This is a genomic window from Bacillus sp. AP50, from assembly GCF_040492675.1.
GTDB lineage: Bacteria > Bacillota > Bacilli > Bacillales > Bacillaceae_G > Bacillus_A > Bacillus_A cereus.
The window spans coordinates 1-19885 of record NZ_JBEUTW010000008.1 but is presented as its reverse complement, the minus strand read 5'-3'; the positions used below and the strand labels follow the sequence as shown (position 1 = coordinate 19885).

The following is a 19885-nucleotide window of genomic DNA, read 5'->3' as shown; positions in this document are numbered from 1 at the left end:
CTCGCATGTTGAGGATAAAGAATAGAAGGAAGATAACAGCTCCGATGCCATTAATCCAGTAGTATGTGCGCCCTGTTGTGAATCCGTTATAGAATTCATAGGCATTCCAAATTACAAGAAGTACTGAGCAGACAGTAGAAATCATTAATGAGCCAAAACTTCTCATGATTTTCACCTCGATTCAAATTTTTAGAACTTATTTATAATTTTACATTTAAATAAATAGATTTACAAGAAGAGGAATAAAAGAAAGAACCCGCTGGAGTTCGGGTCCTTTCAGAAGTGATGATGTATTCTCGGCTTGGGAACTGAGAAAAACACAAAAATATAATACATCGAGTTTTAGAGAATTTCAAGACTAATTTAGGAATTACCGCGAGGTGGTGAATATGGCTAGGCAACGTAGCCCAGATCGTGACAAAGCATTTGAAATATACAAAGCAAGTAAAGGAGAGAAGCCATTAATTGATATTGCGGCTGAGTTAAATCTCAAACCTTCGCAAATCAGAAAGTGGAAATCACAAGATAAATGGGACGAACAATTAAAAGGTAACGTTACTATTGCGAAAAGGAGCGTTACCAATGTTAAAAACCCCAAGACAAAAGCCAAGTTAAAAAAGATGCTAGATGATGAAGAGCTGACAGAACAAGAACGGCTCTTTTGTTTGTATTACATGAAGTATTTTAATGGTACACAAGCTGCACTGAAAGCTGGCTACGCAAAGAGTAGCGCGCATGTTACGAGTAGCCGGTTACTGAGAAGAGAACGTGTAGCATCGTACATTCGAGAGATTAAAGGTGAAATGGTTGAGAATATATTTGTAGAAGCGATGGACGTATTGAATGAGTACATCAAGATTGCCTTTGCTGATATTACGAATTACGTAACCTTTGGCCAGAAAGATGTAGAAGTTATGGGGCCGTTTGGGCCTGTAAAGGATGAAGATGGAAAGCCAGTCATGAGAACCATTAGTTATGTTGATTTTAATGAATCAGATATGGTTGATGGCTCGATTATTGCGGAAGTGAAAAAAGGCAAAGAAGGTATTTCTATCAAGCTTGCTGACAAGATGAGAGCACTTGACAAACTAGCGATGTACTTCGATTTAGTGCCTGATAACTTCAAGCGGAAAATTGAAGAAGAACGTCACAAGATGCATATGGAAGTACAGAAAGCGAACATAAAGAAAGCTAATGCTGAAATTGCAAATTTAATTGGTGATGAAGATGATGATAATGCAGAAGCAATTCAAGATTTCTTACAAGCAACTGCTCCTGATCCAGAAAAGATGAAAGAAGTATTTGGTGATGCAGATGGCGAGGATTAAAAAGTGGAAAACCAAATCGTTTAAGTTCCAGCCGTTTTCAAATAAACAATTACAATTATTGTGGTGGTGGCGAGATGGTTCGCCATATGAGAATCATGACATCGTTATTGCAGATGGAGCAATTCGTTCTGGTAAAACAATTTCGATGATCTGTAGTTTCTTGCAATGGTCACAAGAAAAGTTTAAAGGTGAGTCATTTATCATTGCCGGTAAATCAATTGGCTCATTAAAACGTAACGTAATCAACCCTATGATACAAATACTTACCGCATGGGGTTGGCGATATGATTACAACCGTTCTGAAAACTATCTGCAAATTGGGTGGAATACGTACTACTTGTTTGGAGCTAATAAGGAGAATTCGCAGGATACGTTACAAGGTTTAACTGCTGCTGGCTCATTAGCTGATGAAGCTGCGCTATTTCCTAAATCATTTATAGATCAAATGATTGGGCGGTGTTCTGTTGATGGTGCAAAGATATTTATGAACTGTAACCCTGGTTCACCATATCACTTTGTAAAAACAGAGCTTATCGATAAGAAAAAAGAGAAGTTAGTTTGCCATTTGAAATTTACAATGGATGATAACTTATCTCTTTCTGAGAAAGTGAAAGACCGCTTTAAACGTATGTTTAGCGGTGTGTTCTATCAACGCTATATCTTGGGCTTATGGGTAATGGCGGAAGGTTTAATATACAGTATGTTTAATGAAGCTGAACATGTTGTACCGTCACATCCAAGGAAATATGAGCAGTATTATATCTCCTGCGATTACGGTACACAAAACCCGATGGCATTTGGCTTATGGGGCTTATCTGGTGGCATTTGGTACAAGGTGAAGGAATACCATCATGACGCTCGCAAGAAGAATTTACAAAAGTCAGATGAACAATATTATGAGGATTTAGTTGAGTTTGCAAATGGTCTAACCAAGCGTATTATCGTAGACCCATCGGCAAGCTCATTTATTATTTTACTGAAACAAAAAGGTTGGAAAGTAAAAAAAGCCAAGAACGATGTATTAGATGGAATACGAAATGTTGCAACTGCATTAACAACGGAATTAATTAAATTCTGCGATTGTTGTAAAGAAACGCTGCGTGAGTTCTCTTCTTATGTATGGGATGAGAAGGCAATGGAGCGAGGTGAAGACAAACCTATTAAGCAGAATGACCATCAAATGGATAGTGATCGTTACTTTGTGAATACCGTAATTACGTCTAATAACAAAGCAAAAGCTGTTAAGTCAATTTATTAAGGAGGTGAGACGATGTTTGAATACTACATTCCGTTACTGGATGAAAACAATGGGGAGCCTACACCCAAGTTGCTCAAAAAGATTATTGATGAATTTGAACCGTTAAAAAAACGAATGATTAATAGGTACGAACGATACAAAGCAAGTGAGACAGGCTTACCTATCTTTACTCGTGAGTTTAAAGGTGATGGAAATAAGGATAAGGTTAACAACAAGCTGAACAATGACTTCTTCTCTGAAATTATTGATACAAAGATAGGGTATATGTTTGGATTACCTGTTTCATATAGCTTAGATCATGACGATAAGGAAGTATTAAAACGTATCCAAGATTTCTTAAAGGCAAATCATTCTGAAGATGCTGATGCGGAAACAGGAAAGTTTGCTTCTATTTGTGGGTATGGGGCAAGACTGCTTTACCATAATAAAGATGGTGAAGAAAAGGTTATGAATATCAAACCTTATGAAGCTATCTTTCTTACGAATTTAAGCATTGCAGAGCCTAAATACGCTATCCGCTGCTATCCAGTCAAAGTAATTGACGGTGATGATTTTAAAGATGGATATAAAGTGGAATTTTACAATGGTACGCAAATCATTGAGTACACTGGTGAAGATTTAGATAAGCTGAAAGAAACAAATCGAATCACTAATTTATACAAAGGTGTACCACTTATCGGATTTCCTAACAATGAAGAATTGCAGGGGGATGTTGATAAAGCTATTGCGCTTATTGAAGGGTACGACAGAGCACTTTCTGATGTGAACAGTGAAATTGAGCAGTTCCGCTTGGCTTATATGATTTTTAAAGGTGTTGATATAGATGATGATACTATCGAGAAGTTAAAACAAACTGGAGCTCTTGATGTAGGTGAGAATGGCGAGGCTTCATTTTTAACTAAGGATCTTAATGACAACATCTTGGAACATCATCTAGATAGATTAGAAAAGAATATATGCCGTTTTACAAAGCATGTTAATCTTTCTGATGAATCATTCGGTGGTAACCTCACTGGGGTTGCTATTCGTTATAAGCTACTAGCATTAGAAACGAAATCAGGAACGTTAGAAATGAAGTTTACCAAGTCATTGCGACAACAATTCAAGTTACTATTCGACGCTTGGAATTTACGTTCAAACAAAGCTGAGCTTGATTATCTTTGCATGACATTCCAATTCACTCGTAATCTTCCAGCCAACTTATCTGATGAAGCTGACGTTCAGTCTAAACTACAAGGTTTAATAAGCGAAGAAACACGATTATCTATGTTATCTGTTGTTCCTGATCCAAAGGCAGAATTACAAAAGATGAAGGAAGAAGAGATTGATTCTATCGATTTAGACACTGTACATAAAGGCGGTGAAAACGATGGAATGGGACAAGAAGCAGAAACACCTCCAAAAGATAGAGGACGAACTGGAAAAGGCGATTCTCTACCTGTATAAAGATGCTTTAGAAGAAGTCAGAGGAATACTGGCTTTTTATTATGCAAAATATGCGGTGAATGAGCAGTTAAGTATGCAGGAAATGCGTCGATTCAATCGATATAAAAACATGCAAAGCGAACTACAGCAAGTTATTAATGAAATAACATATGAGAAAAAGAAAACTCTCAATGAAAAACTCTCCACTCAATACGGGGAGTCTTTTTATTATACGAGTTATCTTATTGAGCAAGAAGTAAGTGTAACCCTTTCATATGGTCTTCTGGACCCAAACATCATTAAACGAGCGGTACAAATACCAATCGATAAGATGACGCTAAATCAAAGATTAAGTACACATCGAGTACAGCTAGTTAACCGAATACGCAGAGAATTATCTATTGGTCTTAGAAAAGGCGAAGGATATGCAGTAATGGCTAATCGGATTAAGCCTGTATTAGATGGTGATGCGAAGAAAGCAATGATGGTTGCATGGACAGAAAGTGCCAGGGTACAAAACTTAGGCACCTATGACAGTGCCTCTCACGCTTTTGATCAAGGTGTATCAATGAAGAAGATTTGGATTTCTACATTAGATAAGCGGACCCGCCCTACTCACCAAGCAGCAGATCATCAGAAAGTACCGTTTAAAGGGTTATTTAAAGTAGGTGGTTATAGTTGTGAATATCCACACGACAGCAATTTACCTGCTAAAGAGGTTGTACGCTGCCGCTGTACTTTTATTACCGAAGTAGCGGAAGTTAGCCCATTTATTGAGAGGAGGGCCAGAAACCCGACAACAGGCAGGAATGAAGTCATTACAGCAGTTAGTTATGAAGAGTGGAAAGACTCTGTTAAATAAAAATAAAACACTTGAGGGTTTATAGATTACGAACTAAGCAGGGCGTATTCATAGGAACTCAAAGGAGGAAAAATGATGAAACAATATTTAGTTAAAGATTTGCCAGTAAAGTTTGTTAAAGAAACAATAAAAGCGCCATTACGCTTGAAAGGTATGCAGTTCTTCTCTGATCCTAATACACCACCAGCAGAAGATACACCACCGACCGAACAAATGCCACCTGCAGACGATAAAGAGGAGGCGCCAATTGATGGACAGAAAGAGCCGAAATTAGATGATGCAACAAAAACATTTATTGAGAAAATGGTGCAATCAGCAGAAGATAGAGTTCGTTCAAAATATTCGAAAGAACTTAATGCAACCAAGAAAGAACTAGAGAACTACAAAACCGCTTCTATGACCGCTCAAGAAAAAGCTGAGTATGAGATGAAGCAACTTCAGGAACAGCTTGAAGAGCGGGAAAGAATACTTCATCAGAAAGAAATGCAAAGTGCGGCAGCAGATGGATTATCAACGATTGGATTAGATCTTAAGTTTGTAGATTTTGTTATTGGTTCAGATGTAGAGGATACAAAATCTAGAGTATCAAAGTTTAATGATTTGTTCTCTTCGGCGTTAGAAGCAAAAGTAGTCGAAAGATTTAAAGCTGCGGGCCGAGAAATTCATGTTAGTGGCGGAACTGGGACTGGATTTACAAGAGAACAAGTAAATTCAATGAGTCAGGATGAAATTAATGCGAACTGGGCACAAATTCAGAAGGATATGCGCAGTTGGGGTAAGTAGTAATAGAAAAATTAAGTAGTATGGTTAAAAAAATATAAAACGAACAAAGAGATTGCTATTTTAGCGGTCTCTTTTGTTATGGAAGAACATTAAGGAGGAATTAATATATGTCAGTAGCAACTTTTATTCCAACAATTTGGGAAGCTCGTTTAATGGCGAATTTCCACAAGCGTTCTATCGCGGATTTAATCACAACAAAGCCAGCAAAAATTGAAGGTAACAAAATTATTTTTAACCGTGTCGGTACAGTAAATGTAAAAGACTATTCTGGTTCTGTTGAATGGGATGACACAAACCCTTCTAAAGTAGAAATCAATATGGATCAGAAAAAGTATTTTGCGTTCAAAGTAGATGATGTAGATGCTGTTCAAGCTGCTGGAGATTTAATTGATCCACATACACAAGAGGCAGGTTCAGTACTTCAAGAAACTGTCGATACATTTACATTAGGACTTTACACTGGTGCCCATAAAGATAATGTAATTGGTACAGATTCCGCAGCAGTCGAATTATCACCTAAGAATGCATACGACTACATTGTTGATCTTAATACAAAGTTAAACGTGAAAAAGGTACCTAAAACTGAACGTTTCACAATCATCAATTCTCAAGTTCTCGGATTACTATCTAAAGATGACCGTTTTACAAAGCAACCTGTCATTTTAGAAAATGGCATTGTAGAAGGACAAATAATCAATGGTTCACAAATCGTTGTATCAGAAGAGATTCACAATACATCCGGTAAATATAAAATTCTTGCTCTTCATAAGTCAGGTATCGGTCATGGTAAACAGTTAAACGAAACAGAAGCGCAACGCCTTCAAAATTCATTTGCAGATGGCGTTCGTGGTCTTATGGTTTATGGGGCTGGTGTGCTTCGCCCAGAAGCGTTAGCAGTACTTACAGCTACAATCGCACCAACTACACCAGAAAAATCAGAGGGACAGGCGTAAGCCTTTCCTCTTTCTTTTGAAAGGAGAGATAGTATGCCTTGGTTTTTGAACACACAAACAGATGTTAAATGGGAAGTGACGGATGCAGATCATGTAAAGCGTTGTAAAAACGACCCTGTATATGAAGAAATAGACGAACCAAAACCAGAAACAGCTAAAAAGAAAAGAAATGCTCCCACAAAGACGAGTGAGTAAATGGATATGAAAGTAGAAATCCTAAAACGTGTCAAAATACAAGTGTCTAATATAAGTGAGGAGAACTTATTAATAAGTATTGAAGATACAATGTTAATGGTTGCTGAGTACACAAATAGAACAATACCTGAATTCCCTCCTGCTTATCCTGGTATTATTGCTAAAATGGTGGTTCATCAATATAAGGATCAGGAAAGAGAAGGTAAGAAAAGCGAATCGTTAGGGAATTATTCTGTTACTTATGACGACGTGGGAGATTATCCAGCAAGCGTTACGAAAGGGTTGAAAGTGAGGTTGCGTGTTTTATGATTCAATCAATGATTCGTAAGTTTGGTAAAGACTCTTCAGTACTTCGTAATGACGGTTCTGACGATGATGGACCTTATCCAAATGAAGAATGGAAAGAAATTAACACTGTTAAAGGTGTACTAGATGCCATTCAAGGAACAAAGGACGCCCGTAATAAGAAAGTAGAGGAGAAAAGCACGCATTTCTTCTATTGCTTACCATTTGATGTAACTATTCAAGATAGATTAGTTATTGATAAGAAGGTATACAGTGTTACTTATCCAGGCGATCCAATGAATGCGGGTAGATTCTTTCAAATAGAATTGGAGATGTTGCCATATGAGCATGAAATTCCAGTCAAATAGAGATGCAGTAATGGCAAGGCACTTAGCCGCAAAGAAAGCAGCGCATACCGCTGTCGGTCAATTTGTTAGTTCTAAAGCTAAATTACTAGCTGCTGTAGATACTGGAAATCTAAGAAGAAGCATTAGTTCTAAAGCAGAGCAAGAAAAGGTTGTTATTGGTACATCTTCTGATTACGGCATTTACGTTGAGAAAGGTACAGGAATCTATGCAGTTGATGGGGATGGCCGTAAAAGTCCTTGGATGTATCGCGATCCCAAAACAGGGAAGATGGTTAGAACTCAGGGACAACATGCTCAACCATTCCTTAGACCTGCAGCAGAGAATAATAAACCACAAATTACACAAGTTGGCACACGAACATATTCGTCATTAATGAGGTAGATAGCATGAATGACTTTATAAATATATTGCACCGTGAATTGAAACGGATTCATAAAGAATCGTACTATGAAATCGCTAAAATAACCGCTGAAATGCCTTATCTGGTGTATACGGTAAATGATGATAAAGAACCATGGGGAAGAAAGAATATCATGCTTACAATTGATATTTACGGTACTTCTGCTCATCTTGCTAAAATAGATGAACTTATTACAAAACTAGAAAACAATCTTCATAGAAAAAGATTAAACAGCGCTGAATTTGGTGCTGCTATTTCTTATCTTTCGAGTCAGAAAGTACCGGATCCAGACCCGAATATTAGACGTAAAGAAGTACGCTTCATTTTACGAACTTATTTTAAACAATAGAAAGGATTGAGTATATGGCAGCTCCACAACCAAAACCAGAAAATGTCCTCTTCGGAGATTGGGGTGCATTCTTCTTTAATTATGGAGAAAAAGACGAACTTCCTGTAGGCGCTACGCAAGGTGGCGGTTCTTTTAAGTATGAACCAGAGTTTAAAGAAATTGAGTATGATGGTTCTCCTGGTGACACTATGGGGATGAAGCGTATCACTAAATCAAAAACTCAAATCAGTTTTAAGACACTTGAATTTTTGGATAAAGAAAAAATCAAAAATTTTATTGCAGGATTAAAAGTTTTAGAAGAAACCGTTACAAAAGACGGAAAAGCTATCAAATACGATGTAATTGAAGCGACGGAACGCCTTACGAAAGAAAGCTACCTTAAAAATGTAGCGTGGGTTGGTGAAACGTTAGGTGGCGATATCGCTGAGATTATCGTATATAACGCGTTATCTGATGGTTCTTTAGAAATGGGATTTGAAAATGAAAGTGAAGTAGTTCCAGAGGTTACATTCACTGGACACCGTGACCCAGAAAACATTCGAAAAGTACCATGGAAGATGCGTATTTTAACAGCGACAGAAGCAGCTAAATTAATACCAGCAGGTTAAAGAGTAGGGATAATCCCTGCTCTTTTTATTTTAAGGAGGAATAAATATGACTATTGCAATTCAAGAAAAAGAATATAAAGTGAGACAAATTCATGGTGGAGATTTATTTTCTGTAGTTCGTATTTTGAAGAAATCGAAATTCAAGGTTGATATTAATTTACTTAAAGATTTAATGATGGGCGTACGAAATAAAGAAGGAGCAACTCAAGCTGATGTATTAGCTGCACAAGAGACTTTCGGGTATGACATTATCATGAAGTTTATCTTCGGATTAGAAGAAGCAGAACAGGAATTTTTTGAGTTTGTAGCCGGACTTTTAGTTCATGAAGATGAAGGTGGCAAAAAAACATCACCAGGTTGGGAAACGATTCGAACTTTAAATCTAGAAGAGTTGGTTCGATTATTTATTGCAATTAAAGATTCAGAAGTTGGGCTGGTTAAGCTTTTTTCCAATGCGGTGAACTTGATGAAATAGACTTCATCGATACGTTAGCTTCTCGCTATCCAAATATGGAGTATATAAGGAGTTTGGATGCAGAGATAGTTATTAACTTGTATCTCACCGCAAAGAAGAAACAGATGGACCGCATGTTATGGGAGGAATGGTGTGCCCTACAACCGTACTGCGATGAAACATTTCCTCAATTTAAACATAAGCGCGAAAATCCAACGCAAGAACAGGTAAAACAATACAACGATTCAATCGAACAAACACCGAAGCAGAAACTTACAAAAGAAGAAGTGTTTGCTCGAGTTGCAAAAATCCGCGGAAAGGCGGGTGAATAAATGGAACTATTTCGTATGTTTGGTTCAATATTCTTGCGTGATGATGAATTACGAGGTGGATTGAACCGAGCAGAACAGCACGGTCAACGAACTACAGGGATTTTAAATAGAGGTTTTAGTAGCGTCGGTAGAATGGCTGGTTCAATGGGGGCAGCTGTCGGGACTTCCGCTATAGCTATTGGTGGTATGGCAGGTATGGCATTAGGGGCAGGAGCCGCACTTGTTGGTATTGTTTCCGCAGGTGCTAACTTTGAACAAATCATGTCAAAAGTAGCAGCTGTTTCCGGTGCTTCCGGAAGTGAAATGAAGCAATTGGAAGCTCAAGCTAAAGAATTAGGTGCAACAACTCAATTCTCCGCTACACAAGCTGGGGAAGGGATGATGTACCTTGCGCAAGCTGGTTTTAAAACTGGCGATATTATGAAAGCAATGCCTGGCATGTTAGATTTAGCCGCGGCAGGTGCACTTGATTTAGGTACAGCAGCAGATATAGCGTCTAATATCATGAGTGGTTTTGGATTGTCAGCTGATAAAGCGACCCATACAGCAGATGTATTAGCGTTGGCTGCTTCTAACTCAAATACAAATGTAACACAAATGGGCGAAGCGATGAAATATGCTGCTGGAACTGCCCATACTGTCGGTTTCAGTATGGAAGAAACATCAGCGGCAATTATGGCGATGGCAAATAGTGGTTTGCAAGGATCAGTTGCAGGACAAGCTTTCGCTACATCTTTAGGGCGTTTAGCTAAACCGACAAAAGAAATGCGAAAAGTTATGGATGAGTTGAATTTATCTTTCTTTGATCAGCAAGGTAAAATTAAACCTTTACCAACGATTATAAAAGAATTAGAAGATAAAACAGGTAGTATGACAAACCAACAAAAATCAGCTACATTAACAACGTTATTTGGTGCAGAAGCATATAAAAACTGGGCAGCTTTAATGCAAGAAGGTAGCGAGAAATTAGAGAAAAATACAAAAGCATTAGAAAAAGCTGATGGTGCAGCTGCGAAAATGGCTAAAACTATGAATGACAATCTAAAAGGAAAGTGGATTGAATTCACATCTGCGCTAGAAGGTTTAGCTATAACGATTTTTACACTTATCGCTCCTGCATTAGCTGCTATTGTCCTTGGATTAACTCAGGTGGTCCGGTGGGTTGACGGTACAATTAAAAGATTTGTAGATTTAAACAATTATATAGGTAATATCCAGTTAATAACCAAAGCAATTCAAGATTTTTGGCTCGCGGCTTCTGGTGATAGAAATGCCATGGTTGAGGGATATGACATTCTTACTAAACTTGGTTTCTCTGCTAATTCAATTCAGTTTATACAAGAAACTACAGCGGCAGTGCAGTATGGTGTAGAAACTATGAAAGCCCTCGTATCTGGCGATTGGGGAGCTGCTAGTAATTTCTTAGATAAGTTAGGTTTTTCCCCTGAACAAAAAGCTAACATTATTATGTTTGTTCAAGATGTTCATGCTCAATTGAGTAACTTTATAGAAAATGTACAATCTCTAATTTCGGCTGCCGCCCCAGTAATTATGGGGATCATTGGCGCGACTGTAGAATTCATAAAAAATGTATGGGCTACAATACTTCCTTATGTAATGCCGTTGCTAACTGACGTTCTTAACTTTGTGAATGGCATTATTTCTCAAATATCTGCATTTTGGAAAGAAAACGGAACACAGATAGTTCAAGCGGTACAAAACGCTTTTTCAATTATCCAATCAATAATTTCTTTTGTGATGCCAGTGGTGATGTCTATTGTGCAATCTACTTGGGGTGCCATTAAGGACATTATCCAGGGAGCCGTAAATCTCATTATGGGGATTATTAAATTTTTTGCATCTGTTTTAACTGGTGATTTTTCTGGGATGTGGGAAGGAATAAAACAGATATTCAATGGTGCGATTCAGCTAATTTGGGGGCTTATCCAATTTTCGTTTGTCAAACAAATTTTCGGTGCAGTCAAAGGGCTCGCATCTTCTTTTGGTTCTACGATTAGTAGCATGTGGTCTACTGTAGTTGGATATTTCAAAACATTTATCAAGGAACCAATCGCTTCTGTAGTTCGTATGGCAATCGATATAGGTGAAGCTGCTATGAAAATTAAAGATAAATTGATTAATCCTATTAAAGAAGCTTGGAGTGGGATTATGGGTTGGATTGATAAAATACGAAATGGAATTGCTAATATGTTTAGCGGTATTCATATTCCTGTCCCTAAGATTAGTGTTAACGGTTCACTAAACCCTGTTAATTGGGCAAGCGAAGGTTTACCATCTTTCAGTGTTAAGTGGGCGGCAAACGGCGCTTTAATTAAACCCGGTAATCCTACATTAATTGGTGTTGGTGACGCAAGGGGGTATGATGAAACGGTTTTACCTTTACGTAAGCAAACCTTTGACGCGATTGCGAATGGAATTATGGGTTCATTACCATTAAATCAACAGCAAGGGACCAAATATGTATCACAAGGTCCCACTGTTTTACAAATTAATTTAAATGGAAGAGAAATAGCGAAGGAAATTTACTCAGATGTCAATGAATTTCAAGAACGCGAGAAAGAAAGACTCAAAGTATTTTAGGTAGGTGATGATATGGCAGGAATTAGTTTCTTTAGTTTTAACGGGAAAAGGAATCCAAATGTAATTCCACTGCAGGGTAAAAAGCGCCCTGCATGGGCTCCTTTGGATCGTATGTTTCTTGAAGTCTCGCATTATCCAGGAGGTAGGTTACTACGCACACAAACTAAAATGAGAAAGATTTTAGTTCCTATTGCACTATTATATGATTCAGCTGAAGAAGCTGAAAAACTAAAAGAAGAAATAGCAGATTGGCTCGTTACGGATCAACCGTGCGAGCTTATTTTTGATGATGAAAAAGATCGTACGTTTTTAGCTGTCGTAGATGAAACTTTAGATTTAGACCAGTTAGTTGATCTAGGTGAAGGTACTTTAACTTTCATTTGTCCAATGCCATATAAGTTAGGAAAAGAGCAAACGGTTGACTTTAAAAAAGATTTTAGTGGGTTAGTTGCTAATGTCCAAAATAAAGGAACTGTTCATTCTAACCCTATCATTGAGATTGATATTACGAAACCAAACACTTTTCTAGACGTATGGTTCGGCGAGACATCTTTAAATGACCGGGATTATTTTCGTATCGGAATGCCGTTAAAAACTGTGGAAACACCTGTAGAAAGAAATCAAAGGCTTATATGGGATGAAATGGCTACCACTGTAGGATGGAGTAAGGTCAGCTCGATGGAAGATGGTGAACCAGTAGGTGAAATGAAATCAGATAAATACCAATTCTATTGTTCTGATTTTGGTACTGCGGGTAAAGGTTGGCACGGCGCAGCCGTTAAAAAGAGTATCCCTGGCGGTCCAGTACAAGACTTTATTATGCAAGCCTACGTTACATGTAAGAGTAAAAAAATCAATGAAATGGGACGAGTTGAGATAGCGATACTGGATGAAAATAGCAAGGTACTTTCAAAAATTGCTATGAACGATCTCTTTTGGCAAGCTGAACAAAATTTCGGGACAATGGTAATTGGATATGACAATAAGCCAGGGAAAACAGGTTTAATTTATGAGAGTGGCGATTATCCGAATACATGGAATCAGTATTTTGGTCGATTTTGGATAGCTAGGACAGGAAATGTATGGGAAGCGTATATTTCAAGATTCCTTCGAGGTACAGAAAAAGATGATTCAGAACGATTTGCACGTTGGACGGATGAAAAAAACTATCATATGGAAAAAGCGGCACAAATTCAGATTAGCATCATGCAGTTTCAAGACGTTCCACCAGTAGAAGCGATGTCAGTTAGTGATTTGAAGTTTTGGAAAGTGAATTTAAATACGAAAAATACACTGCCTTATATAGTAGATGTTGGTGATAAAGTCGTGATCGACACAGAAAATAGTCATGTAACAATTGAAGGAAAGAATGCGATTAACATTAAGGACATTTTCAGTAATTTCCCTGTTATCAATAGAGGCACTAATAAACTTGAGATTATGCCTTCTGATATCGGAACAGCAAGGGTCAAATACAGGGAGCGATTCAGATGAGAACACCAAGCGGAATACTTCATGTTGTTGATTTCAAAACAGATCAGATTATATCAGCTATTCAACCAAAGGACTACTGGGCTGATAACCGTCATTGGGAAATAAAAAATAACATTGATATGCTAGAGTTCAAAACTTTTGACGGCACTCCACATGCAGTTACATTACAGCAGCAGAACTTAGTTTTAAAGGAAGTGCGTGATGGTCGCATTGTTCCATATGTTATCAATAATGAAGTAGAAAAAGACTCTGATGATAGATCGCTCACTGTACATGCTTCTGGTGCCTGGGTTCAAATAGCCAAAGATGGGATTATTAAACCTCAACGTATAGAGAGCGAAACAGTTAATACGTTTATTGATATCGCTCTTGCCGATTCAAAATGGCAACGTGGAATAACGGATTATTCTTCATTCCACACGATGACGATTGATGAATTCATCGATCCCCTCACTTTTTTAAAGAAAATCGCGGCTTTGTTTGAGTCAGAAATCCAATATCGAGTTGAAGTATCCGGTTCTCAAATTACTGGATGGTACGTCGATATGATAAAGAAACGAGGGAGAGAAACAGGGAAGGAAGTAACCTTGGGAAAAGACATAGTAGGCATTAGACGCATTGAACATTCCAGGGATATTTGTACCGCCTTAGTCGGATTTGTACGGGGCGAAGGTGACAAACTTATCACCATTGAGAGTATTAATAACGGGCATCTTTATATTACAGATAGTGATGCCTTTCAACGCTGGAATGCGCATGGTAAGCATAAATTTGGTTTCTACACTCCGGAAACAGAAGACCAGAATATGACACCGCAGCGATTAATGACTTTGATGAAGATGGAATTAAAGAAGCGTGTCAATTCTTCAGTTTCTTATGAAGTAGAAGCACAATCGATTGGACGTATTTTCGGACTAGCACATGAACTAATTAATGAGGGAGATACGATTCGAATCAAAGATACAGGATTCACACCTAAGTTATACCTTGAAGCACGTGTAATTGCTGGTGATGAATCTTTTACGGACCCTACACAAGATAAATATGTGTTTGGTGATTATCGCGAAATTACTGATCCAAACGAAGAACTACGAAAAATTTACAATCGAATCTTGGGCTCATTAGGTAATAAACAAGAGCTGATAGATCAGTTAGATAAATTAGTGAAAGATGCAAACGAAACAGCTAGTAATGCTAAGAAAGAATCCGAAGCAGCGAAAACACTCGCTGAAAAAGTTCAAGAAAATCTAAAAAATAATACTGTAAATATCATTGAATCTAAGCAGCCGCCCACAGAGAATCTTCAAATTGGTAATACGATATGGCGAGATATTAGCAACGGTAAACCGGGTATTTTAAAAGTATGGAACGGGAAAGATTGGGAGCTTCTTATTCCTGATCCAGAAACTATCAAGAAAGAAACAATGGAGCAGGTAAATAAGGATATTCAACTTACAAAAGAAGAATTAAATAAGAAAGTGGAAGAAGCACAAAGTGAAACTGCTGGTCAATTCAAGGAAGTAACAGAAAACCTTCAAGAAGTTTCTTTAACTATTAAAAATGTACAAAACTCTCAAGGTGAAATTGACAAAACTGTCTCTGAAATGAAACAAACCAACGAAGGTTTTACTAAATCTATTGACTCGTTAATGAAAAAAAACGGTGAGATCACTGAGAAATTAAATACAGTAGTAGAGACTTCCGAAGGCACAATAAAGAAAATCTCTGAGGTGCAGCAAACAACAAATGATCTAAAGAAAACAACTACTGAAATAGAAGAAAAAGCTGGGGAAATCAGCGAAAAGTTAACAAGTGTAGAAAAGAAAGTTGATAATACGGAAATTGGTATCCGAAATCTATTACTAGAAACAGCTAATAAATCCCATTCAGTGAAGACTGGAGAAAATAAGCCTCATACCTATTTTGGTGTGGTGAAGGATGCGATTACTTTAATGCAGGGCAAGAACATTGCTATGAGCTTTCTATTTACAGGTAAGGTTACTGAATGGGGTACAACGGATAAATGGGTTGGTTTCGAAGTGAAAATTACTTTTATAGACAATACATTTGCTTATCCTAGCTGCCGTATAGAAAACCGTCTAACACTAGGTAAACAGTATAAACAGGAAAGATTTACAGCGAGTGCTGTAGTAATGGATAAGCCTATTAAAGAGATTTTAGTTTACGCTTTAGGACGTGATTTCACAGGAGACGTGTTAATTGAAAAGCCTAAATTAGAAGTTGGCACAGTACCGACTGCATGGACACCAGCACTAGAAGATCAAGTAACGAATGAGGAATTCACTAAAAAAACAACCGAGATTGAAAAAAGTGTGAATGGTATTAAAGAAAGTATTAAAACGGTAGAAAAAACACAAGTCGATTTTAGCCAGCGTGTGACTACTGTAGAGAAAACAGCGGACGGTATTAAAGAAAATGTTACTAGTTTACAAGAGATACAAACTAAACAAGGTACGCAGTTACAAGAGGCTAAAGCAGGTTGGGAAACTACTGCAAAAGCTTTGGAAGGAAAAGTTGAAATAAAAGATGTTGAAGATTATGTTGGCGGAATCGGTAATCAAACTGTATTACGGAATGTTCTTTGGAAGAATGATACAAAATATTGGATTCTTCAATCAGGCTCAACAAGAGATACAACCGTTTTATATAAGGGTTGTAATACACTTCGTACAATCTCCACGGGAAATACAGCAGACGTATACAGAGGTGCTTCACATGAAGTTATAAATGCCGGACCTGGTTGGAATTACGTTTTTTCTGCATACTTTTATACAGATAATAAGTCTAGCATTGATAATGGTGCGAAAATGGAGCTGAAATGCTTAGATGCAAATGGAAATGTGTTAAAGCAATACGGACAAGAGATTACGTTAACACAAGGAATGTGGGTAAGACATCATGTGTTTGGTCTACTTGTAGAAGGAACGAAAAAAGTACAAGTACAATACTGGCTGCGTAGAAATGGAAGACTGTGGGTAGCGCAACCTATGTTACAGATCGGCGATAAACCTTCTTCATTTATGGAGAACCCTGTTGATATTGTAGATAAAGATAAAATCATGGAAGAAATGGCCGATAAGATAGCAACTGAAGATTACACTAAAAAAGTAACTGAATTAGAAAGAAGTATTAGTGCTACTGAAAAAGGCGTTTCAATCATCTCTGGAAAACAAGAAACGTTTATAAATGAGATTTATAATGCCTATGTAAAGAAAACGGAATCTAGGTTAGAAGTGTTAGATGAAGGGATCTTAGCACAAATTTTAAAAGACGGTATCATTACTTCTATCAATATGTCACCTGGTAAGATTACAATCGACGCTGAGAAACTGAATATTAATGCCGATACAATGGTCAAATGGTTAACAGCAAAAGGCATTGACACAAATCTTATTAGAATTGATGGTGATAAGATAACCATTGATAAAGATGGTGTAACTGTTAAAATGCTAGATTTCCTATTCCAAGACGAATGGGGTACAAAAACAACTGCGGTATCAAGACGAAACCTAATAGCTGATCCAGACTTTTCTAGTGTTACAAAGAAAAACATTGGCAATTCAGATTATTATGGGTTTGAAGGTGGATACGGTCTTACTTGGAAGTCCTGGGGAAATGTCGTAATAGAAAAGAATACACATATATTCGATTACGAGCAAATGGTGAATGCTGCAAGGGTAGATATGTATAACTATCCAGAAGCAATCGTGAATAATGGGATACATCCTGGTAACGAATATACAGCATCCGCACACTTTAGAACTGCCATGATAAATGGCGTGCGAAAGACAGGAAAACCGAGAATACACGTGTGTTGCGTTAAATTCCGAGACAACGTTAGTTACGACATGTTGAGTGAACAAAAGATGGACTTCCCTGAGCCGTCTACATTTTACGGAGAAATCAGAAGGTATTCTTTTACTTTCAAAGTCCCGACAAACTATATTCCACAAGAACACGCATTGATTATTAAAGTTTGTTCTGGAAATGCTGACATGAGACAAGGGACAGCGATTTGTGTAAGTGGTGTAACGTTATACAGTGGCAAATATGCATCTATGTATAATTGGGATCGTGCTGCAGCAGAAAGAGCAGATGGTATTCAGCCGTTTAACGCACTTGCTGTAGGTGGTGTGAATAATAATATATCTTCAGCACCAGACGGACAAACGTTTGATATAAGTACTGAAAAAGAAGTGAAAATCTTTAGGAATATACGAGCAATGCAGGGAATTAACTTAGGTGGCGGTGGATTCCAACAATGGGGGCATATTCGTTTTACAGACGGTAATGCTGGAGCGGGTTTTTATGTGAGTACTCCAAGTGGTTGGAAATTTAACGCACTTGGATAGAGAGGAAGGATTGGACATGGATATTAACTATATGATGCCTTTTCAGGAAGGCGAAATGCTTCCTTATATGGGAAGAATAGTAGATGTAAAACGAACAGAAACAGGAGTTTTTATACAAGTACCTGCTGACATGTTAGATAATGCAGGGATTGCCAACGATACAAGTAAAGTTGAGGTATGGAGGGACATGGCTGACGGGACTATTGGTTTTAGAGTTTTAACGAAATGTGAGTTATGTGGTTGTGGAGCCAAATTATATGAATTGAACTTAGGAGTTGCTAAAAGGCGCATTTGTGCAAATGATTATTTTAAACTTACAGGTGAATATCCTCCACAAGAACCGCCAACATCAACTAATGAAAATAACACACAAACAGAGCAGGAGCAGCCATAAGCTGTTTTTTATTTTGCACAAAATACGGCTTTTGTTTTGGAATTTCTGCGATGCATTCACCATAAGTAAGGTTGTCTCATATTATGTAAAGATTGCTTTATTAAGATTTTAAAAGGATGTGAATACAGTGGAAGATGTATATGTAAAAATCGACAGTTTAAAAGCAGAACAAAAAGAAATTATGCGGGATATTCGTAGTTTAGAAACTCGCACAACAATTAATGAGAAAGACATTGCTACAATTAATAAGCAATTAGAAAAGATTAGCATGAATACAACTTGGATTTTACGAATTATTATTAGCGCAATTACTATGTCAGTCTTGGGTTTAATATTAAAAGGGATGATTTAATATCTTAAAATAAAAGTACTTATTGAGAGAGGGACAAGCGTCTCTCTTTTTTATTATAAATAAGGAGATGGAAAGATGGATCGTATTGATATATTAATGAAAGTATTTATAGCTACATTTGGAGGCTTTTGTGGGTATTTTTTGGGAGGATGGGATGCAACATTGAAAATCTTAGTAACGATGGCAGTTATTGATTATTTAACTGGCATGATTGCAGCAGGATATAACGGAGAATTAAAAAGTAAAGTTGGTTTCAAAGGCATCGCCAAAAAGGTGGTGCTTTTTCTTTTGGTCGGAGCAGCTACTCAAGCAGATGCGGTTGTGGGAACAAATAGCGCGATTCGTGAAGCAACAATCTTTTTCTTTATTGGGAATGAGTTGTTATCACTTTTAGAAAATGCTGGTCGAATGGGTATTCCGTTGCCACAAGCTTTGACAAATGCAATTGAAATTTTAGGTGGTAAACAAAAACAAGAAGAGAAAAAGGGAGATGTTCAATAATGGGGTACATTATAGATATTTCAAAATGGAATGGTAATATTAATTGGCCTGTAGCAAAACAACACATTGATTTCATAATCGCTCGTGTACAAGATGGTTCGAATTATGTAGATCCATTATATAAGGGGTATGTACAAGCTATGAAGCAGCACGGTATTCCTTTTGGGAACTATGCATTCTGTCGTTTCGTTTCTGAAAATGATGCACGTATAGAAGCTAGAGACTTTTGGAATCGCGGAGACAAGAGTGCGAAAGTCTGGGTTGCAGATGTTGAAGTGAAAACAATGCATGATATGAGAGCCGGTGCACAAGCGTTTATTGATGAATTACGCAGATTAGGTGCTCAAAAAGTTGGTTTATATGTTGGCCATCATATGTATGCTCCGTTTGGCATGGCTAATGTAAAAGCTGACTTTGTATGGATTCCTCGTTATGGAGGAAATAAACCAGCTTATCCGTGTGATATTTGGCAATACACTGAAACAGGAAATGTACCTGGTATTGGTAAATGTGATTTAAATGAATTGATTGGTAGCAAATCTTTATCTTGGTTTACAGAAGTGAATCAA

General features: G+C 37.5%; 21 protein-coding genes. All 21 read left to right on the top strand.

Annotation, left to right across the window (positions count from 1 at the left end):
* Positions 1 to 389 precede the first annotated feature (389 nt).
* Positions 390 to 1328, top strand: coding sequence for a terminase small subunit (locus tag ABWK52_RS01290; protein ID WP_000113778.1), 939 nt, complete (start codon positions 390 to 392; stop codon positions 1326 to 1328).
* On the top strand, positions 1315 to 2586 hold the full coding sequence (locus tag ABWK52_RS01285) for a PBSX family phage terminase large subunit (RefSeq protein ID WP_098541850.1): 1272 nt from the start codon (positions 1315 to 1317) through the stop codon (positions 2584 to 2586). The genes ABWK52_RS01290 and ABWK52_RS01285 overlap by 14 nt, the downstream gene beginning before the upstream one ends.
* 12 nt (positions 2587 to 2598) lie before the next feature.
* Positions 2599 to 4032: a phage portal protein gene (locus ABWK52_RS01280; RefSeq protein ID WP_098382488.1), complete on the top strand. Its 1434-nt coding sequence runs from the start codon at positions 2599 to 2601 to the stop codon at positions 4030 to 4032.
* Positions 4033 to 4105: 73 nt separating this feature from the next.
* Positions 4106 to 4873, top strand: coding sequence for a phage minor head protein (locus ABWK52_RS01275; protein ID WP_001987283.1), 768 nt, complete (start codon positions 4106 to 4108; stop codon positions 4871 to 4873).
* 75 nt (positions 4874 to 4948) lie between these two features.
* A complete protein-coding gene (locus ABWK52_RS01270) occupies positions 4949 to 5656 on the top strand; it encodes a DUF4355 domain-containing protein (protein WP_000816326.1) in 708 nt (235 codons plus the stop codon).
* A 107-nt stretch (positions 5657 to 5763) separates the two neighbouring features.
* The gene (locus ABWK52_RS01265; protein ID WP_098209385.1) at positions 5764 to 6609 is read left to right on the top strand and encodes a phage major capsid protein; all 846 of its coding nucleotides are present in this window, start codon (positions 5764 to 5766) and stop codon (positions 6607 to 6609) included.
* Between the two features lie 33 nt (positions 6610 to 6642).
* Positions 6643 to 6804 (top strand): hypothetical protein, encoded by a 162-nt coding sequence (locus tag ABWK52_RS01260; RefSeq protein ID WP_001145766.1) that lies wholly within the window; start codon positions 6643 to 6645, stop codon positions 6802 to 6804.
* Positions 6805 to 7113: a hypothetical protein gene (locus tag ABWK52_RS01255; protein ID WP_000367354.1), complete on the top strand. Its 309-nt coding sequence runs from the start codon at positions 6805 to 6807 to the stop codon at positions 7111 to 7113.
* A complete protein-coding gene (locus tag ABWK52_RS01250) occupies positions 7110 to 7457 on the top strand; it encodes a head-tail adaptor protein (protein WP_000616219.1) in 348 nt (115 codons plus the stop codon). The genes ABWK52_RS01255 and ABWK52_RS01250 overlap by 4 nt, the downstream gene beginning before the upstream one ends.
* Positions 7432 to 7839 carry an HK97-gp10 family putative phage morphogenesis protein gene (locus tag ABWK52_RS01245; protein WP_000061900.1) on the top strand — a complete coding sequence of 136 codons (408 nt, stop codon included), beginning with the start codon at positions 7432 to 7434 and terminating at the stop codon, positions 7837 to 7839. The genes ABWK52_RS01250 and ABWK52_RS01245 overlap by 26 nt, the downstream gene beginning before the upstream one ends.
* A 5-nt stretch (positions 7840 to 7844) precedes the next feature.
* Positions 7845 to 8207 carry a hypothetical protein gene (locus ABWK52_RS01240; protein ID WP_098382487.1) on the top strand — a complete coding sequence of 121 codons (363 nt, stop codon included), beginning with the start codon at positions 7845 to 7847 and terminating at the stop codon, positions 8205 to 8207.
* A gap of 14 nt (positions 8208 to 8221) precedes the next feature.
* Positions 8222 to 8815 (top strand): hypothetical protein, encoded by a 594-nt coding sequence (locus tag ABWK52_RS01235; RefSeq protein ID WP_097853343.1) that lies wholly within the window; start codon positions 8222 to 8224, stop codon positions 8813 to 8815.
* Between the two features lie 46 nt (positions 8816 to 8861).
* Positions 8862 to 9290: a hypothetical protein gene (locus ABWK52_RS01230; RefSeq protein ID WP_000150393.1), complete on the top strand. Its 429-nt coding sequence runs from the start codon at positions 8862 to 8864 to the stop codon at positions 9288 to 9290.
* A 53-nt stretch (positions 9291 to 9343) separates the two neighbouring features.
* A complete protein-coding gene (locus tag ABWK52_RS01225; RefSeq protein WP_033667315.1) occupies positions 9344 to 9601 on the top strand; it encodes a hypothetical protein in 258 nt (85 codons plus the stop codon).
* On the top strand, positions 9602 to 12202 hold the full coding sequence (locus tag ABWK52_RS01220; protein WP_098541854.1) for a phage tail tape measure protein: 2601 nt from the start codon (positions 9602 to 9604) through the stop codon (positions 12200 to 12202). It begins immediately after the preceding gene.
* Between the two features lie 12 nt (positions 12203 to 12214).
* A complete protein-coding gene (locus tag ABWK52_RS01215; RefSeq protein WP_098382485.1) occupies positions 12215 to 13696 on the top strand; it encodes a distal tail protein Dit in 1482 nt (493 codons plus the stop codon).
* The gene (locus ABWK52_RS01210; RefSeq protein WP_098541856.1) at positions 13693 to 18069 is read left to right on the top strand and encodes a phage tail spike protein; all 4377 of its coding nucleotides are present in this window, start codon (positions 13693 to 13695) and stop codon (positions 18067 to 18069) included. Before ABWK52_RS01215 ends, ABWK52_RS01210 begins: the two co-directional genes overlap by 4 nt.
* A gap of 16 nt (positions 18070 to 18085) precedes the next feature.
* A complete protein-coding gene (locus ABWK52_RS01205) occupies positions 18086 to 18463 on the top strand; it encodes a hypothetical protein (protein ID WP_000354139.1) in 378 nt (125 codons plus the stop codon).
* A gap of 127 nt (positions 18464 to 18590) precedes the next feature.
* On the top strand, positions 18591 to 18815 hold the full coding sequence (locus tag ABWK52_RS01200; protein ID WP_000390484.1) for a hemolysin XhlA family protein: 225 nt from the start codon (positions 18591 to 18593) through the stop codon (positions 18813 to 18815).
* A gap of 75 nt (positions 18816 to 18890) precedes the next feature.
* Positions 18891 to 19316, top strand: coding sequence for a phage holin family protein (locus ABWK52_RS01195; protein WP_098541858.1), 426 nt, complete (start codon positions 18891 to 18893; stop codon positions 19314 to 19316).
* A partial coding sequence (locus ABWK52_RS01190) for a glycoside hydrolase family 25 protein (RefSeq protein WP_353771864.1) occupies positions 19316 to 19885 on the top strand: 570 nt, incomplete at its 3' end. The genes ABWK52_RS01195 and ABWK52_RS01190, both read left to right, overlap by 1 nt.

Excerpts from the sequence above, each read along its gene's own strand:
- ABWK52_RS01290 (WP_000113778.1), top strand. The coding sequence starts at position 390 with ATGGCTAGGCAACGTAGCCCAGATCGTGACAAAGCATTTGAAATATAC.
- ABWK52_RS01285 (WP_098541850.1), top strand. The coding sequence starts at position 1,315 with ATGGCGAGGATTAAAAAGTGGAAAACCAAATCGTTTAAGTTCCAGCCG.
- ABWK52_RS01280 (WP_098382488.1), top strand. The coding sequence starts at position 2,599 with ATGTTTGAATACTACATTCCGTTACTGGATGAAAACAATGGGGAGCCT.
- ABWK52_RS01275 (WP_001987283.1), top strand. The coding sequence starts at position 4,106 with ATGCAGGAAATGCGTCGATTCAATCGATATAAAAACATGCAAAGCGAA.
- ABWK52_RS01270 (WP_000816326.1), top strand. The coding sequence starts at position 4,949 with ATGAAACAATATTTAGTTAAAGATTTGCCAGTAAAGTTTGTTAAAGAA.
- ABWK52_RS01265 (WP_098209385.1), top strand. The coding sequence starts at position 5,764 with ATGTCAGTAGCAACTTTTATTCCAACAATTTGGGAAGCTCGTTTAATG.
- ABWK52_RS01260 (WP_001145766.1), top strand. The coding sequence starts at position 6,643 with ATGCCTTGGTTTTTGAACACACAAACAGATGTTAAATGGGAAGTGACG.
- ABWK52_RS01255 (WP_000367354.1), top strand. The coding sequence starts at position 6,805 with ATGGATATGAAAGTAGAAATCCTAAAACGTGTCAAAATACAAGTGTCT.
- ABWK52_RS01250 (WP_000616219.1), top strand. The coding sequence starts at position 7,110 with ATGATTCAATCAATGATTCGTAAGTTTGGTAAAGACTCTTCAGTACTT.
- ABWK52_RS01245 (WP_000061900.1), top strand. The coding sequence starts at position 7,432 with ATGAGCATGAAATTCCAGTCAAATAGAGATGCAGTAATGGCAAGGCAC.
- ABWK52_RS01240 (WP_098382487.1), top strand. The coding sequence starts at position 7,845 with ATGAATGACTTTATAAATATATTGCACCGTGAATTGAAACGGATTCAT.
- ABWK52_RS01235 (WP_097853343.1), top strand. The coding sequence starts at position 8,222 with ATGGCAGCTCCACAACCAAAACCAGAAAATGTCCTCTTCGGAGATTGG.
- ABWK52_RS01230 (WP_000150393.1), top strand. The coding sequence starts at position 8,862 with ATGACTATTGCAATTCAAGAAAAAGAATATAAAGTGAGACAAATTCAT.
- ABWK52_RS01220 (WP_098541854.1), top strand. The coding sequence starts at position 9,602 with ATGGAACTATTTCGTATGTTTGGTTCAATATTCTTGCGTGATGATGAA.
- ABWK52_RS01215 (WP_098382485.1), top strand. The coding sequence starts at position 12,215 with ATGGCAGGAATTAGTTTCTTTAGTTTTAACGGGAAAAGGAATCCAAAT.
- ABWK52_RS01210 (WP_098541856.1), top strand. The coding sequence starts at position 13,693 with ATGAGAACACCAAGCGGAATACTTCATGTTGTTGATTTCAAAACAGAT.
- ABWK52_RS01205 (WP_000354139.1), top strand. The coding sequence starts at position 18,086 with ATGGATATTAACTATATGATGCCTTTTCAGGAAGGCGAAATGCTTCCT.
- ABWK52_RS01195 (WP_098541858.1), top strand. The coding sequence starts at position 18,891 with ATGGATCGTATTGATATATTAATGAAAGTATTTATAGCTACATTTGGA.